The following is a 16,970-nucleotide window of genomic DNA, read 5'->3' as shown; positions in this document are numbered from 1 at the left end:
GTGGAGATCCTCATACTCGTCGCGAGTCTGATCGGCTTCATCGCCCTCACGCTGGGCACCGCGCTGTTCGTCGCGGCCGAGTTCTCGCTGACCGCACTGGAACGGTCGACGATCTCGGCGGATGTCGCCAAACGCGGAGATCGGCGCGCACGGCTGGTGCAGCGCGCGCATTCGACGCTGTCCTTCCAGCTGTCCGGCGCCCAGCTCGGCATCACGATCACCACCCTGATCACCGGCTACATCGCCGAACCCGTCCTCGCCCGCATCATCAAGCCGCCACTGGAGGCGGCCGGCGTGAGCCCGTCGGTCGCCTCGGCGACCTCACTGATCCTCGCGCTGGTGATAGCCACCTCGCTGTCGATGGTCCTGGGCGAGCTGATCCCGAAGAACCTCGCGATCGCCAAGTCGCTGGCCGTCGCCCGGGCCACATCGGGCCCCATGACGGCGTTCTCGGCGGTGTTCCGCTGGGCGATCCGGGGACTCAACGGCACCGCGAACTGGATCGTCCGCCGGTTCGGCATCGAGCCGACCGACGAGCTCGCCTCCGCCCGCTCACCGCAGGAACTCGTATCGCTGGTCCGTAACTCGGCCCGACGCGGGGCGCTCGACGAGCAGACCGCCACGCTGGTGGACCGTTCCCTGCGGTTCGGTGAGCTCACCGCCGAGGATCTGATGACCCCGCGGGTCACCATCGACACCCTCGACCGCGAGGACACCGTCCGCGACCTCGTGATCGCGTCGTCTCGCACCGGGCACTCGCGCTTCCCCGTCGTCGTCGACGGCGACCTCGACGACCTCGTCGGCGTGGTCCACATCAAACAGGCCTTCACCATCCCGCCCGAGCGTCAGGCCACCACGCGGGTCACCTCGATCGCGCGCAGCGTGCCGCGCGTCCCGGCCAGCCTCGACGGAGACGCGCTGATGCAGCGCATCCGGGCCGACGGCATGGAACTGTGCGTCGTCATCGACGAGTACGGCGGCACCGCGGGCATCGTCACCACCGAGGACCTCATCGAGGAGATCCTCGGCGACGTCACCGACGAGCACGACGACGAACGCGCCGACGTCGCCATCGACGGCAACGGATACCTCTGCGCGGGCCTGCTACGCATCGACGAGCTCTACGACGCGACCGGCTATCACGCACCCGACGGCCCCTACGACACCCTCGGTGGCCTGATCATGTACTGCCTCGGACGCATCCCCACGGTCGACGACGTCGTCGACCTTCCCCGCCGCTCCCCGGTCGGCGACGGCGACGACGACTCACCCGAGATGCCCGAGACCCGTGACGACATCACCTGGCGGGCCACGGTCGCCCAGATGGACGGCCGACGCGTCGACGTCGTCGCACTTCGACCGGCCCCGGCCGGCGAGTTCCTCGGCGACAAGCCCCGAGACGGCGAGTCACGAGACGACGAGCCACGAGACACGGAGGCCGGAAATGGGTGACCTCTGGGCTGTCGTGCTGGCCTTCGCACTGCTGGCCGGCAACGCCTTCTTCGTCGGCGCCGAGTTCTCGCTGATCTCGGCCCGCCGCGACCGGCTCGAGGCGTTGGCCGAGAGCGGCAAGACTCGCGCACGGACCGTCATCAAGGCCGGCGAACACCTGTCGCTGATGTTGGCCGGCGCCCAGTTGGGCATCACGATCTGTTCGATCCTGCTCGGTCGCGTCGGCGAACCGGCGGTCGCACACCTCATCGAGAAACCGCTCGAACTCGCGCACGTGCCGCACGCACTGCTGCACCCGATCTCGTTCGCCATCGCATTGTCGCTGGTGGTGGTGCTGCACATCCTGCTCGGTGAGATGGTGCCGAAGAACATCGCACTCGCCGGACCCGAGTCGGCGGCCATGCTGCTGGTCCCGATGCACCTGATGTTCATCCGCCTGGTGCGTCCGCTGATCTCCTTCTACAACTGGCTCGCCAACATCTCGCTGCGCCTGATGCGTGTCGAACCGAAGGACGAACTCGAGTCCACCGTGTCGCTGGGTGAGCTGGCGCAGATGCTCGGCGAGTCCAAGCAGGAAGGCCTCATCGACGCCGAGGAGCACGAGCGCCTCACCCGTGCTCTGCAGTCCATCGGCCGTACCGTCGCCGAGGTGATGATCCCCCTCGAGAAGATGCGCAGCGTCAAGGTTCAGGTGTCGGCGACCGGCGGGATCGGCCCGACGCTCGGCGCCGTCGAGAAGGCCGTCAGCGAGACCGGGTTCTCCCGCTTCCCGGTCCGCGGATCCGACGGCACCTTCACCGGCTACCTGCATCTGAAGGACGTGCTGGACGAGATCCTCGACGAGCACATCGGCCCGGACACCATCATCGGTGTCGACAAGATCCGTCCGCTGCCGGTCATCGCGTCCACCACGCCCCTCGACGAGGCGACCACCGTGCTGCGCCGCACCAGCTCGCACCTGGGCGCCGTCGTGGACGACAACGGCCGCACGATCGGCATCGTCCCGCTCGCCGACCTCGTCGAGGAGTTCGTCGGCAACGTCCGGGACGAGACCCACCGGGTGTGAGCACCATGTCCGTGCACGTGGAAGAACAGACGGTGTTGACGGGCCAGGAGTGGCGCGCCAGCCGTGACGCCCACCAGCGTCGCGTCGACGCGCTCATCGGCCCGTACCTCGAGGCGCGCCGCAACGGCGGCAAGCACCCCGTCATCGACTTCCTGTTCACCTACTACTCGTCGCGGCCGTCCCACGTGCTGCGCTGGCATCCGGGTTTCGGCGTGCAACTCGAGGACGCCGACGAATTCCTGCCCCTGCGCGGTTACGAACGAGCCGACTCCGGCGTCCACGTGGGCCTCGACTACGTCCTGCGACGACGCGACGCCTTGCAGGCAACCGTGGATCTCTTGGGAGCGACCGCCGCGCGACCGGCCCGGCTGGGCTGCTTCGGACTCCACGAGTGGGCCATGGTCTACCGCACCGACGAGACCCGGCACGACATCCCCCTGCGTCTGGGTGCTGCCGGTACCGACCGGGTCGTCGAACAGATGCCGTTGCGCTGTACCCACTTCGACGCGTACCGCTTCTTCACCGAGCCGGCCCGGCCGCGCAACGAGCACGAATTGAGCCGCGCGTCGCAGATCGACCACGAACAACCGGGCTGCCTGCACGCCACCATGGACCTCTACCGGCACTGCTTCACCCTGGCGCCGCTGCTGCCCGCCGACCTCACCGTCGACTGCTTCGAGCTGGCCCTGCGCGCCCGTGACCTCGACATGCGGGCGAGTCCGTACGACCTACGCCACCTGGGATACGAGCCGGTCCCGATCGAGACCCCCGCCGGACGAGCCGAGTACGTCCGCGAACAATCGGCGATCGCCGACACGGGAACACGACTCCGCGCGGAGGTGTTGGGGCGGTGTACGCACCTGGCCGAGATCGCCCGCCACGCCTAAACAGGACGCCTGTACGGTTCGGCCTTACCGGCTAGTAGCATGGATGTCGTCTTCATTCGCTCGAGAAAGGCAATCATGTCGGACCGGATCACCGTCAACGGGTTGCAGGTCGCTTCCGTCCTGTACGACTTCATCAACAACGAGGCGTTGCCCGGTACCGGTGTAGAGGCCGACGCCTTCTGGTCGGGCGCGGCATCGGTGATCGCCGATCTCGCCCCGCGCAACCGCGAGCTGCTCGCCGTCCGCGACGATCTGCAGACCAAGATCGATGCCTGGCACCGCGACCACAAGGGCGCCGACCTCACCCCCGGCTCCGCCGACTTCGACGCCTACAAGAGCTTCCTGACCGAGATCGGCTACCTCGCCGAGGTGCCCGCCGATTTCCAGATCACCACCGACAACGTGGACCGCGAGATCGCCGAGACCGCCGGCCCGCAGCTGGTCGTGCCGGTCCTCAACGCCCGCTTCGCGCTGAACGCCTCCAACGCCCGCTGGGGTTCGCTGTACGACGCGCTCTACGGCACCGACGCGATTCCGGAGACCGACGGCGCCGAGAAGGGTTCGTCGTACAACAAGGTCCGCGGCGACAAGGTCATCGCCTACGCCAAGGACTTCCTGGACAAGGCCGTCCCGCTCGAGCAGTGCAGCTACACCGACGTGCGGTCCTTCGCCGTGGTCGACGGCGCCCTGCAGGTCACCCTCGACGGTGACGCAACCTCGACGCTGGCCGATCCGGCCGCGTTCGTCGGCTACCGCGGTGAGGCCGGTTCGCCGACCTCGATCCTGCTGCGCAACAACGGACTTCATCTCGACATCGAGATCGATCCGTCCTCGCCGATCGGTTCCACCGACCCGGCCGGCATCAAGGACGTCGTCGTCGAGTCCGCGATCACCACGATCATGGACTTCGAGGACTCGGTCGCCGCGGTCGACGCCGAGGACAAGGTCACCGGCTACCGCAACTGGCTGGGCCTGAACAAGGGCGATCTGTCCGAAGAGGTCACCAAGGGCGGCAAGACCTTCACCCGTGTGCTCAACGGCAACCGCGAGTACACCGCTCCCGACGGCACCGCCTTCGACCTCCACGGTCGTTCGCTGCTGTTCGTGCGCAACGTCGGTCACCTGATGACCAACGACGCGATCCTCGACGCCGACGGCAACGAGGTCCCCGAGGGCATCCTCGACGGCCTGGTCACCTCGCTGATCGGCATCCATGGCCTGAGCAGCGAGGGTCTGCAGAACTCGCGGACCGGTTCGGTGTACATCGTGAAGCCGAAGATGCACGGCCCCGACGAGGTCGCCTTCACCGTCGAGCTGTTCGGTCGCGTCGAGCAGGTCCTCGGTCTGCCGAAGAACACCCTCAAGGTCGGCATCATGGACGAGGAACGCCGGACCACGGTCAACCTCAAGGCCTGCATCAAGGCCGCCTCGGAGCGCGTGGTGTTCATCAACACCGGCTTCCTCGACCGCACCGGCGACGAGATCCACACCTCCATGGAGGCCGGCGCCATGGTGCGCAAGGCCGAGATGAAGAAGCAGAAGTGGATCGCGGCGTACGAGGACTTCAACGTCGACACCGGTCTGCACGCGGGACTGCAGCACAAGGCGCAGATCGGTAAGGGCATGTGGGCCATGCCGGATCTGATGGCCGACATGCTCGAGCAGAAGATCGGTCACCCCAAGGCCGGTGCCACCACCGCCTGGGTGCCGTCCCCGACCGCCGCGACCCTGCACGCACTGCACTACCACCAGATCGACGTCTTCGAGCGTCAGGACGAGATCGCCAAGCGCGACCCGGCCTCGGTCGACGACATCCTCACCGTGCCGCTGGCCGCGAAGACCGACTGGTCCGACGAGGAGAAGCAGCAGGAGCTCGACAACAACTGCCAGTCGATCCTCGGCTACGTGGTCCGCTGGATCGATGCGGGCGTCGGCTGCTCGAAGGTGCCCGACATCCACGATGTCGCGCTGATGGAGGACCGCGCCACCCTGCGTATCTCCAGCCAACTCCTGGCGAACTGGCTGCGTCACGGCATCGTCTCCGAGGCCGACATCGTCGCCTCGCTCGAGCGGATGGCCCCGGTCGTCGACCGTCAGAACGCCGGCGACAAGGCCTACAAGCCGATGGCCCCGGATTTCGACTCCAACATCGCCTTCCAGGCGGCCAAGGAGCTGATCCTCGAGGGCACCACGCAGCCCAGCGGTTACACCGAGCCGATCCTGCATCGCCGTCGCCGCGAGTACAAGGCCGCCAACGCGGCCGGCTGACACCTCGGCCACGACGCACTGATACGACCGTGCCGGTCCCTGATGGACCGGCACGGCGTATCGTCGTACCCTGCGCTGCACATCGACCGGGTGGAGCCTGGGGACAGCACGCTCAGAGCAGGGAGGGCATCGGCGTTGGCACATCATCGGAACCGCGGGGAGAGCATCCGCAACCGTGGCGTCAGCCGAGGTGTCGTCTTCGCAATGCTGTCGATCCTGCTCGTCGCCGCCATCGTCGTCACCTGGCGCGACCTCGGTGATCGCATCAACCGGCAGGCCGACGACGCCGCCGCCCAATGCGTCGAAGGTGCCACATCGGTACCGATCATCGCCGACCCGGACATCGCACCCGGTCTCGCCGCTATCGCGACCTCGTTCGCGAACACGAAGCCGGTGGTCCGCGACCATTGCATCACCATCGCCGTCCGGCCCGGCGACGCGAAGATCACCCTCGACGGTCTGACCGGAGAGTGGGAAGCCGACTCCATGGGCGCCTACCCCGCCGCCTGGGTGCCGCAATCGTCGGTGTGGTCGGCGGATCTCGCCTCGGCCAAACCCGATCTGATCGAGGGCAACTCCCGTTCACTCGTCTCGACGCCTGTCGTTCTCGCGGTCTCGCCCGAACTGGCCAAGGCCGCCGGCGACCAGCTCGACTGGTCGCAGGTCCCGCTCCTGCAACAACGGGACGCCTCGCTCACCGAGTTCGGCCTGCAGGGCTGGGGCTCGTTGCGTATGGCGATGCCGATCGGCGCCCAGTCCGACGCGAGTGCACTGGCGGCACAGGCGGTCGCCACCCGCGTGACGCGGACGACCGGCCCGCTGACCACCGCCGACGCCGAGTCACCGCGCGTGACCTCGAGCGTCAAGGCGATGCTCGGCGGCGCCCCGCTCTCGCCCGACGGAACCCCGCAGGGCGCGGCCACCGCCATCGCCAATGCCGCCGACCCGGCGAAGGCCGGAATCCACGCCGTGCCGATCACCGAGCAGCGGCTGTACCAGATGACCAGGACCGACCAGCCCGCGAAGTTGGCCGAGGTGATCCCGTCCGGGCCGACGCCGATCGCGGATTACCCGATCGTCCGTCTCTCCGGACCAGAGGTCGGCGACGTCGCGGCCGACGCGGTCGCGGAGTTCATCTCCTACGCCTCGCAGCCCGAACAGCTGCAGCTGCTCACCGAGCTCGGCTTCCGCGGCGACGCCCCGATGCCGGCCGCCACCGCCACGGTCACCTTCCCGCGTACCCCCGACCCGATGCCCACGCCGGAGGACGGCGCGATCGTCGCGATCAACCGCGTCGTCTACGGACCGACGAGTGTGCCGGCGAGCTCTGCGGCCTCGCCGGCACCTTCGGGAACCGCGGGCGGATAGCAGACGCCCGAGTCGTTTCGATACGGCTCGTCGCTGCGCTCCTCACCTACTCAACGAGCAGGTGGATGACCCGACGCTGCGCTCCTCACCTACTCGACGAGCAGATGAGGAGCGGAGCCACGTGCACTCAGGTCAGCTGCTGTAGGCCTCGATCGGCGCGCAGCTGCACACCAGGTTCCGGTCGCCGTACACGCCGTCGATACGACGCACCGAGGGCCACACCTTGGCCCGGGCGCCGGCCGACGGGAGTCCCTGCGGGTAGACCGCGACCTCGCGCGAATACGGGTGGTCCCATTCGCCCACCAGCGCCTCCGCGGTGTGTGGTGCCCCGCGCAGCGGGTTGTCGTCGACCGGCCACTCACCGCTGCCGACGCGATCGATCTCCTCGCGGATCGCGATCATGGCGTCACAGAACGCGTCGATCTCGTCGAGGTTCTCGCTCTCGGTGGGCTCGACCATCAGCGTGCCGGCCACCGGGAAGCTCATGGTCGGCGCGTGGAAACCGTAGTCGGCCAGGCGCTTTGCCACGTCATCGACCGTCACGCCGGTCTCCTTGGTGAGCGCCCGCAGGTCGAGGATGCACTCGTGGGCGACGAAGCCGCCCTCGCCGGTGTAGAGCACCGGGTAGTGGTCGCCGAGACGCTTGGCGACGTAGTTCGCCGCGGTGATCGCCGTGAGCGTCGCCCGACGCAGTCCGGCCGCACCCATCATCGCGATGTAGGCGTAGGTGATCGGCAGGATCGTCGCCGAACCGTACGGGGCCGCGGCGATGGTCGCCGTGCCGGGCAGCTCGTCGGCGAGGGGGTGTCCGGGCAGGAACGGCGCGAGATGTTCGCGCACCGCCACGGGTCCGACGCCGGGCCCGCCGCCGCCGTGCGGGATGCAGAAGGTCTTGTGCAGATTCAGGTGGCTGACGTCGCCGCCGAAGTGCCCCGGACGCGCCACGCCCACCAGGGCGTTGAGGTTCGCGCCGTCGACGTAGACCTGCCCGCCGGCATCGTGGACGGCACCGCAGATCTCGCGGATGTCGTGCTCGAACACGCCGTGGGTGGACGGGTAGGTGATCATGATGGCCGCGATCCGGCCCTCGTTCGCGGCGATCTTCGCCCGCAGGTCCTCGAGGTCGACGTCGCCGTTCTCCCGGCAACCGACCACGACGACGCGCATGCCCGCCATGACCGCCGACGCGGCGTTGGTGCCGTGGGCACTCGACGGGATCAGGCAGATGTCGCGGTCGAGGTCGCCCCGGCTGCGGTGGTAGCCGCGGATCGCGAGCAGGCCGGCGAACTCGCCCTGGGAACCCGCGTTCGGCTGCAGGCTCACGCGGTCGTAGCCGGTGACGGCGACGAGCCAGTTCTCGAGGGTGGAGATGAGCTCGCGGATGCCGACGGTGTCCTCGACGGGCGCGAACGGGTGGAGGCCCGCGAACCCGGGCCACGTGATGGGTTCCATCTCCGTGGTCGCGTTGAGCTTCATGGTGCAGGACCCGAGCGGGATCATGCTGCGGTCGAGCGCGATGTCCTTGTCGGACAGGGCCCGCAGGTAACGCAGCATCGCCGTCTCGGTGCGGTACCGGTTGAACGCGGGGTGCGTCAGGTACTCGCTGGTGCGGTTCTCGATGGGCTGGGCGAAGCCGAGCGGCTCCACGCCGCCGGCGCCGAACGCCCGCAGCACGCCGTCGAGGTCGGCCTCGGTGGTGGTTTCGTCGCAGGCGATCGAGACGGTGTCGGCATCGACGCGGCGAAGGTTGATGCCCTCGCGACGAGCCTGGGCGACGATCACGTCGGCCTGGCCGGGGGTGTGGACCTCGACGGTGTCGAAGAACGAGGCGTGCGCGACCGAGAAGCCGGCCGCCGCCAGCGAATTCGCCAGGCGGACCGCGGCGTCGTGGGTGCGGCGCGCGATGGCCCGGAGACCCTCCGGTCCGTGGTACGACGCGTACATGGCGGCCATCACGGCGAGCAGGACCTGTGCCGTACAGATGTTGCTGGTGGCCTTCTCGCGGCGGATGTGCTGCTCTCGGGTCTGCAGCGCCAGGCGGTAGGCGAGGTTGCCGTCGGCGTCCTTGGAGATGCCGACCAGGCGACCCGGCAGCTGACGCGCATGCTTCGAACCGACGGCGAGGTACCCGGCATGCGGACCGCCGAAGCCCATCGGCACGCCGAAACGCTGGGTGGTGCCGAAGCACGCGTCGGCGCCCTGCTCCCCCGGCGGCGTGATCAGCGTCAGCGCGAGGAGGTCGCCACCGACGGCGACCAATGCGCCGCGCTCGTGGGCGGCGTCGATGATCGGGGCGGCGTCGACGATGCGGCCGGACGCGCCGGGCACCTGCAGGACGACGCCGAAGAAGTCACCGTCGGGCAGACCGCGGTCGGGCAGCTCCGGGTTGAGGGACGCTTCGACGACCTCGATGCCGAGCGGCTCGGCGCGGGTCTCGATCACCGCGCGGGTCTGCGGGAAGAGGTCGGCGTCGACGACGACACGCGGCGACTTCGACTTGCCCGCGCGCCGCAGCAGCGTCATCGCCTCCGCGGCCGCGGTGGCCTCGTCGAGCATCGACGCGTTCGCCACCTCCATGCCGGTGAGGTCGGCGACCATGGTCTGGAAGTTCAGCAGCGCTTCGAGGCGTCCCTGGCTGATCTCCGGCTGGTAAGGCGTGTACGCGGTGTACCAGGCCGGGTTCTCCAGGACGTTGCGCAGGATGACGCCGGGCGTGTGGGTGCCGTAGTAGCCGAGACCGATCATGGAACGGGCAACGGTGTTGCGGGCTGCGAGTCCGCTGAGTTCGGCGAGCACCTCGCTCTCACCCTGCGGCTGCGGCAGTGCACCCAGGACGTTCGAGTCGAGTTCGTCCGCGATGACCGCAGGGATGACGCGATGGGCCAGCTCGTCGAGGGACGACACACCGATCACCGAGAGCATGCGCTGCGTCTCGTCGGGGTCGGGTCCGACGTGGCGGTCCACGAAGGTGACTGGCGCTGACGACGTGTCGGCTGAGGGCATGGTGAGGGCAACCTCTCGCAGGCGCCGGCGCGGTGCCGGCTGGTTCGCCCTCCCCCTCTGTCATGTCACCGACCGGTGGCCGGGAGACGCCTGAGAGATTCGGTGTCACGCGGCGCTGCGTGACGACCTTTCACCGTGGGCGGACGACGAGTCGTCACTTTCCAGAGACGCCGTCACCACCACGGTCCGGGTGCCTGAGAGTTTGACGGAGAGGTGTTGCTCCTTCGGCGGTCACCTTGGACTGCTCGGTGACGCTCTCCCGCGGCGTAGCGACGCGCGCACCAGTGTACGCAGGTCGACATCGCGTTGGTCCAGACGACATCGGGAGAGTCGTGAGGATCACGTGCCGGTGCCGTGAGGATGCGGTCTAACCGGTGCGGCGGGTGCGGTTCTTGCGGCGTGCCGCGAGTTCGTCCTCGGGCGCCGCCTCGCTGACGCCGCCGTCGGCCCGTTCACCCGGGAAGTCCGCGATGGTGCCGGTGAGTTCGCGCATGGCACCGCTGACGGCGATACCGAAGACGCCCTGTCCGCCCTGGAGGAGGTCGACGACCTCTTCGGCGGAGGTGCACTCGTAGACGGTGGTGCCGTCGGAGAAGAGCGTGATCTTGGCGAGGTCCTCGACGCCGCGCTGGCGGAGGTGGTCGACCGCGACACGGATGTTCTGCAGCGAGATGCCGGTGTCGAGGAGACGCTTGACGATCTTGAGGACGAGGATGTCCTTGAACGAGTACAGACGCTGGCTGCCCGAGCCCGCGGCGCCGCGGATCGACGGGACGACCAGCGAGGTGCGTGCCCAGTAGTCGAGCTGGCGGTAGGTGATGCCGGCGATCTGGCAGGCACTCGGCACGCGGTAGCCGACGAGTTCGTCGGGCACGGTGTCGTCGGGGAATAGACCCGGTGCGATCTCCTCGAGGCTGCCCTGGGTGGGGCCCGCAGGGCGATCGGTCACAGCGTGGTCGGGTGACGGGTCGCTCGACGTCACTTCACTGTCGACCGGACGATCGCCCACTTGATGTCTCCCTCGCAAAGCTCGGACCGGATGCCGCATCAGATGCCTGACATCCACGTCCACAGTACGCGGTCCAGGCCCTGCTCGGGTCAGCCGATCACATCTTCATCGGCCCCTGAGTGGTGCTCGATGTCGAGTTCGACGCTATGCCGAGCGGGACACCGGATCAATGCGACGCGCCATGAGGCTCAACCTCAAGTTGAGATTGAGACAAACGGTGACCATCCGGTTGCCGTTCCGTGACCGGAACCGCGTCAGGCGCCGCTGGCCTTGAAGTCGTCGGGCGAGACGTTGTCGAGGAATTCCTTGAACTTCTCGACCTCGTCTTCTTTGGTCTCGTCGACCGACTCGACGGTGGCGTCTTCGGGCTCTTCTTCCGGGATCAGCAGACCGGCCTCGGCGAGGACCTCTTCGTCGGCGATGATCGGCACCTCGGCACGCATCGCGACGGCGATGGAATCCGACGGCCGCGCGGACACGCGGAGATCACCGGAGAAGATCATCTCGGCGTAGAAGGTGCCCTCTTGCATGTCGACGATGCGCACCTCGAGGAGCGTCTGGCCGAACTCCCGGATGAGATTCACGATCAGATCGTGGGTCAGCGGGCGCGGCGGTTCGATCCCCTTCTGCCGCAAGGCAATCGACGCCGCCTCGCTCTGCCCGATCCAGATCGGCAGGTAGCGCTCGCCGTCCACCTCACGGAGCAGGAGCACGGGCTGACTCTGCGGGGGCTCGACCCTGATGCCCACCACACGCATCTCGCTCATCTCGCACCTCCCAGACGCCTCGTAGGGCGATCGATTGATGTCCTCGACGCTACACCGCTCGGACGACGGACGACGGCCGACTCGCTGCTGGTTGATACGACAACTCCAGGCCGCCGGGAACACCCGAGGGCCTGGAGTGCGCTGGTCGAGAAGGAGTTCAGTCGAGCACGTCGCGAACGGCCGCCTTGACCAACTGCGTGTGCAGGGTCACCGACAGCGCGGCGATCTCGCGGACGAGTTCTTCGGCACGGTCCCGCGCGCCGGTCCCCTTGCCCTTGGCGATGGGGTTGGCGATCTGGGCGACCAGGCCGGCCTCCCGGTCCGCGGACACCTTGAAGGCACGCAGATGGCGTGTCTCGAGGCCGTAGCTGGCGAGCGCCGCGGCGGCCTCGACGAGGCGCACCGCGTCTTCGTCGAAGAAACCGGCCGGCCCCGGGGTCAGCAGCCCGTTGCGCTGCAGTTCGGTGACGAACGCCGAGTCGACGCCCGTCCGCTCGATGAGCGTCTCCCGGGACACGCGACCGGCGCGCGCGCCGAAATCGGTGGCGGGTGCGACGGTGCCGCGGGCCGTGGACAGAGCCACGGTCCCGCCGGAACCGAAGCCACCGTTCCCGTTGTCGATCGCGTCGAGTTGTTCCTTGATGACCTTCAGCGGGAGATAACGGTCCCGCTGCGCAGTCAGGACGAAGCGCAACCGTTCACAGTCGGCTTCGCTGAATCGCCGATAGCCGGACGGCGCCCGCTCCGGGGTCACCAGACCCTCCGATTCCAGGAACCGGATCTTCGAGATCGTGATGTCCGGGAAGTCATCACGCAACTGGGCGAGGACCGTGCCGATGGACATCGATCCCTCGCCGCGAGGGGCCGTGGACGCCGTCACGACTTATCAGGCGTCGGCTTCGTCGCGCGGGCCACTCAGAAAGACCAGACGGAACTTGCCGATCTGGACTTCGTCGCCGTTGCTCAGCGATGCGGTGTCGACGGGCTCCCGGTTGACGTAGGTGCCGTTGAGGCTGCCCACATCGACCACCTGAAACTCGTTGTCGCCGAGTCGGAATTCGGCGTGACGACGGCTGACCGTCACATCGTCGAGGAAGATGTCGCTGTCGGGGTGCCGACCCGCGGAGGTCGTCGGCTGGTCGAGGAGGAACCGCGATCCCGCGTTGGGTCCCCGCTTCACGACAAGCAGCGCGGTCCCGGGAGCGAGTCGCTCGACTCCCGTCTCGGCCGGCTCACTCGAGGTGCTGGTTCCGGCATCGAGTTCATTGATGAACTCCTCCCGGAACACCGAGGTGGTCTCCACCGGCGCCTCGAAGTCCCTGTCGTTTTCGCTCACCACTTCTCCTTCGTCGTCGTCAGTGCAATCGCACTGTCAGTGCACACCGCACTGTTCGGCCAACCGCACTGTCCGGCCGTCCACGTCTCCGGACCCGATCGCGGTCTCGCGTCGGTTCGGAATCGGCTCTCGCCACGATGGCCGGTTGAATCTACATGACATGTGCGGACGGGTAGATCTCGGAGCGTGATCGCGAAGTTGGTTCACGTCACGCCTCTTTCCCACTGCCGTAACCGTACCGGTCATGTCGATCGCACCGGCGAGCGAGTCGACTCCGGCACGGTCGATCATATCGTCACCGGGGCGATCAGCCAGGTCGATCAGAGCCACCGGGGCGGATCGGCGGGAACTCTCACCCTTCGATGACGGCGCGGTAGCCCGCGGCGTCGAGAACATCACCCAGTTGCTCTTCGAGGGTCGCCTCGTCGGCGGCCTCGATCTCCACCAGCCAGCCCTCACCGTACGGATCCGAATTGACCAGTTCCGGCGAGGCGTCCAGTGCGTCGTTGACCGCGCTGACGGTACCGGCCAACGGCCCGAAGATGTCGGAGACACTCTTGGTCGATTCCACCTCGGCGAAGGATTCGCCGACCGCGACCTCTGCACCGGAGTCCGGCAGCTGCACGAACACCACGTCGCCGAGTGCATCCTGGGCGAAGTCGGTGATACCGACGCGCACGGTCGTCGGTCCGATCTTCTCGATCCACTCATGTTCTGCGGTATAGCGCAGGTCTTCTGGCACTTTGCTGTCGGTCACAAGGGCCCCTTTCGTTCCCGTCAGACTCTACTGTCTGGCGAGGTGTCGGCCTGACGGCGCGACGGCATGTGTCGCATCACCAGGATCGTCTGATACCAGTACAGGACGAAGGACCACAGGTAGAGCCCCACACCCCAGATCATGAACGCCCACCCGATCGGGTAGGCGAAGCCGCTCACCGGTTCGAGTTGTCCGGCGAGCAGCCAGGGGAACGCGCTCATCAGCGCGAAGGTCGCCGCCTTGCCGATGTAGAGCACCGGCAGGGCGAACACACCGCGCGAACGCAGCAGCGGCGCCGTCGCGAACAGCAGCACGTCGCGCCCGATGATGATGCCGATGAGCCACCACGGGATGAACTCCCGCACGCCGAAGGCCAGCGGGATGATCACGATGTACAGCCGGTCCGCCGCCGGGTCGAGCAGCGCCCCGATCCGCGAGGACTGATCGAGCAGGCGGGCGAGTTTCCCGTCGAGCCAGTCGGAGACCCCCGAGAAGATCAACACCGCGAACGCCCACCCGTCGGCCTTCTCGACGAGCAGCAGCCAGAGGAAGACCGGGATGAGGACGAGCCGGAGCACGCTCAGCGCGTTCGGCACCGTCACGATCCGGTCCGGAGCCGGCGTGGGTGCCGCCTCCGGTTCGGTCACCGGAAGATCCCGATGATGCCCTGCAGCGTCTTCGCCCCGCCCGAGGAGAAGAGGTTGTCGTGGACCATGTAGGTCCACGTCGTCGTCGAGCGGTGCAGATCCGAGGAACCGAGGTCGACTCCGTCCGCGGTGATCTTCGCCTCCCGGAACGTCTCCCGGGCCTTCTCGAGCGCCTGGGCGGGCAGATCGGAGAACTCCGCGAGGATCATCCGGTGGAACTCGTCGAGCGGGCTCTCCTTGCCCAGCGACCGCAGATGGATGCTGGCCCGGACATCGGAGACGAACGCGAGATGGTCGGCCCACGCACGGTCGAGGTGGTAGAGCACGATCTCGCGGGCCGCCTGGCTCAGCACCTCGCGCGGGACGGCGTCGACGGCGACCTCGCTGTCGGCCTTCGCCGGTTCGTCCGACTTCTTCGCGTCGCCCGACTCCGCGGGCTTCTCCCCCGCCAGTTCGGCGTAGCGCTCCGGTTCGAGTTCGGCCAGCTCGTCGAGGGCGGTGTCGGTGGTGAGGATCTTCATCCGCCGGTCGACGATGATGTCCCGCTGCTGGTTGACCAGCTTGTTGTAGCGCCAGGTGTTGGCGTGCAACTCCAGGCGGACGCCCTCGGCGATCCGCTGTGCCTGCTCGATGAGGTCGATGCCCTTGCTGCCCATCGAGCCGTCCTCATTGGGCGACACCGGATCACGCTTGAACGCGAGGTTCTTGGTGACGACCGGGTCCTCGAGGCTGGAGAAGAAGACCGACGTGCCGGGGTCGCCCTGGCGTCCGGCGCGACCCCGTAGCTGGCTGTCGAGACGCTCGGTGTCGTGCCGTCCGGTGCCGACGACGCACAATCCGCCCAGTTCGACGACCGCGTCGCGGGCGGCGGCGTCATCGGCCGAGCCGCCCAGCCGGATGTCGGTACCGCGGCCGGCCATCTGCGTCGAGACCGTCACCGCGTTGCGTGCACCGGCCTCGGCGATGATCTTCGCCTCCTGCGCGTCGTTCTTGGCGTTGAGGACCACCGACGGGACACCCGCCTTCTCCAAGAAGTACGCGAGTTCCTCGGATTCGGCGACGTCGTGGGTGCCGATGAGGACCGGCTGGCCGGTCTCGTGGATCTCCTTGACGTAGGCCACGATCGCCTCGACCTTGTTGGCCTTGGTGTCGTACACGCGATCGGGCAGGTCGGTGCGGATGTTCTCGGTGTTCGGCGGGATCTGCGACACCCGGAGGTCGTAGAACTGCCGGAACTGTTCACCGGCGGCAAGGGCCGTACCCGTCATGCCGCACACCTTCGGGTAGCGGCCGATGAGCGCCTGCACCGTGATGGTGTCGATGACCTCGCCCGAGTCGGTCTGGGCGAGACCCTCCTTGAGCTCGACGGCCGCCTGGACGCCGTCCGGCCAGCGCTGCAGCTGGGCCACCCGGCCGCGCGAGGCGTTGATCAGGTGGACCCCACCGTCGCGGACGATGTAGTGGATGTCGCGTTCGAGCAGGTAGTGGGCGTGCATCGCGATACTGACGTGCACGAGCGTCGAACCGACGTGCTCCTCGCTGTAGAGGTTGATGCCGCCGAGCTCCTCCTCGACGAAGGCCGCACCCTCGTCGGTGAGCGTCACGTTGCGACCCTCGGCGTCGACCTCGTAGTGCTTCTTCTTCATCCGCGACACGACATCGTGGATGGCCTGGTCGGGAACCTCGGTCTCGGTCGATCCGGCCAGCACCAGCGGAACCAGTGCCTCGTCGACGAGTACCGAGTCGGCCTCGTCGATGATCGCGACGTCGGGCTTCGGTGAGACGAGGTCGGCCTCGGACAGGGCCAACTGGTCGCGGAGGACGTCGAATCCGATCTCGTTGACCGAACCGTAGGTGACGTCGCCGGCGTAGGCGCGTCGACGCTCCTCGCGGCTGGAGCTCTCCGAGATGGCATGCACCGCAATGCCGAAGACGTCGAAGAGAGGCTTCATCCACTCGGCATCGCGGGTGGCGAGGTAATCGTTGACGGAGATGACGTGGACCTGGTGTCCTTCGAGGACGTGCCCGATCGCGGCGATCGCGCCGGCAAGCGTCTTGCCCTCACCGGTGGCCATCTCGACGATGTCGCCCTCGAGAAGACGCAACGCGCCCTGCAGCTGGACGTCGAAGGGGCGCAGGTTGATCGAGCGGTCCGCGGCCTCACGGACGAGCGCCAGGAACTTCGCCCGGTCGCCGGGCTTGGACCCGATGTCGAGCTTCTCGGCCTCACCGACGAAGGCGTCGTCGGCGAGTTCGGCGGCCCAATCGGTGTGGGCTTCGGCCTCCTTGATCACACTCAGCGACTTCGACTGATTGCGAGTCGACTGGGCGCCCAGAAGTCGCCACATGCTGTTGGTCAGCTTTCCCACCGAAACACTTCTCCTGATCGTTTCCCGGCCAACTACAAGAC

General features: G+C 67.7%; 13 protein-coding genes and 1 riboswitch. Of the genes, 5 read left to right on the top strand and 8 right to left on the bottom strand.

The window, feature by feature from the left end; genetic code table 11:
• From OK17_RS07290 to OK17_RS07270, 5 genes are all read left to right on the top strand, one after another.
• Window positions 1-1,452 (top strand): hemolysin family protein, encoded by a 1,452-nt coding sequence (locus OK17_RS07290; protein WP_461417054.1) that lies wholly within the window; start codon window positions 1-3, stop codon window positions 1,450-1,452.
• Window positions 1,445-2,518 (top strand): hemolysin family protein, encoded by a 1,074-nt coding sequence (locus tag OK17_RS07285; RefSeq protein ID WP_232716360.1) that lies wholly within the window; start codon window positions 1,445-1,447, stop codon window positions 2,516-2,518. Before OK17_RS07290 ends, OK17_RS07285 begins: the two co-directional genes overlap by 8 nt.
• Before the next feature lie 5 nt (window positions 2,519-2,523).
• Entirely contained in the window at window positions 2,524-3,405 is an 882-nt protein-coding gene (locus OK17_RS07280; RefSeq protein ID WP_269784758.1) for a 3-methyladenine DNA glycosylase, read from the top strand.
• A gap of 75 nt (window positions 3,406-3,480) precedes the next feature.
• Window positions 3,481-5,673 carry a malate synthase G gene (locus tag OK17_RS07275; RefSeq protein WP_232716364.1) on the top strand — a complete coding sequence of 731 codons (2,193 nt, stop codon included), beginning with the start codon at window positions 3,481-3,483 and terminating at the stop codon, window positions 5,671-5,673.
• A 135-nt stretch (window positions 5,674-5,808) separates the two neighbouring features.
• Window positions 5,809-7,041, top strand: coding sequence for a hypothetical protein (locus tag OK17_RS07270; RefSeq protein WP_461417053.1), 1,233 nt, complete (start codon window positions 5,809-5,811; stop codon window positions 7,039-7,041).
• A gap of 132 nt (window positions 7,042-7,173) precedes the next feature.
• On the opposite strand, the gene gcvP is transcribed toward OK17_RS07270, so the two are convergent.
• The 8 genes from gcvP to secA2 all read right to left on the bottom strand — a co-directional run bounded on the left by gcvP (window position 7,174) and on the right by secA2 (window position 16,929).
• The gene (gene gcvP / locus OK17_RS07265; protein ID WP_461417052.1) at window positions 7,174-10,044 is read right to left on the bottom strand and encodes an aminomethyl-transferring glycine dehydrogenase; all 2,871 of its coding nucleotides are present in this window, start codon (window positions 10,042-10,044) and stop codon (window positions 7,174-7,176) included.
• 172 nt (window positions 10,045-10,216) lie between these two features.
• Window positions 10,217-10,316, bottom strand: a riboswitch (glycine riboswitch).
• 95 nt (window positions 10,317-10,411) lie between these two features.
• Window positions 10,412-11,053: a MerR family transcriptional regulator gene (locus OK17_RS07260; RefSeq protein ID WP_232716370.1), complete on the bottom strand. Its 642-nt coding sequence runs from the start codon at window positions 11,051-11,053 to the stop codon at window positions 10,412-10,414.
• Window positions 11,054-11,307: 254 nt separating this feature from the next.
• Window positions 11,308-11,820 carry a bifunctional nuclease family protein gene (locus tag OK17_RS07255; protein WP_461417051.1) on the bottom strand — a complete coding sequence of 171 codons (513 nt, stop codon included), beginning with the start codon at window positions 11,818-11,820 and terminating at the stop codon, window positions 11,308-11,310.
• 157 nt (window positions 11,821-11,977) lie between these two features.
• On the bottom strand, window positions 11,978-12,664 hold the full coding sequence (ftsR, locus tag OK17_RS07250) for a transcriptional regulator FtsR (RefSeq protein ID WP_006865029.1): 687 nt from the start codon (window positions 12,662-12,664) through the stop codon (window positions 11,978-11,980).
• A gap of 42 nt (window positions 12,665-12,706) precedes the next feature.
• Window positions 12,707-13,159, bottom strand: a complete 453-nt coding sequence (gene garA, locus OK17_RS07245; RefSeq protein WP_005199386.1) for a glycogen accumulation regulator GarA — start codon at window positions 13,157-13,159, stop codon at window positions 12,707-12,709.
• Between the two features lie 349 nt (window positions 13,160-13,508).
• Window positions 13,509-13,913 (bottom strand): glycine cleavage system protein GcvH, encoded by a 405-nt coding sequence (gene gcvH, locus OK17_RS07240; RefSeq protein ID WP_232716372.1) that lies wholly within the window; start codon window positions 13,911-13,913, stop codon window positions 13,509-13,511.
• Window positions 13,914-13,933: 20 nt separating this feature from the next.
• Window positions 13,934-14,560, bottom strand: a complete 627-nt coding sequence (locus OK17_RS07235) for a CDP-alcohol phosphatidyltransferase family protein (RefSeq protein ID WP_232716373.1) — start codon at window positions 14,558-14,560, stop codon at window positions 13,934-13,936.
• Window positions 14,557-16,929 carry an accessory Sec system translocase SecA2 gene (secA2, locus tag OK17_RS07230; protein WP_461417050.1) on the bottom strand — a complete coding sequence of 791 codons (2,373 nt, stop codon included), beginning with the start codon at window positions 16,927-16,929 and terminating at the stop codon, window positions 14,557-14,559. Before secA2 ends, OK17_RS07235 begins: the two co-directional genes overlap by 4 nt.
• Window positions 16,930-16,970: the final 41 nt, after the last annotated feature.

Source organism: Gordonia sp. GN26, from assembly GCF_054823965.1.
The sequence above is the reverse complement of the archived record's forward strand: the minus strand, read 5'-3'. Positions and strand labels throughout refer to the sequence as shown.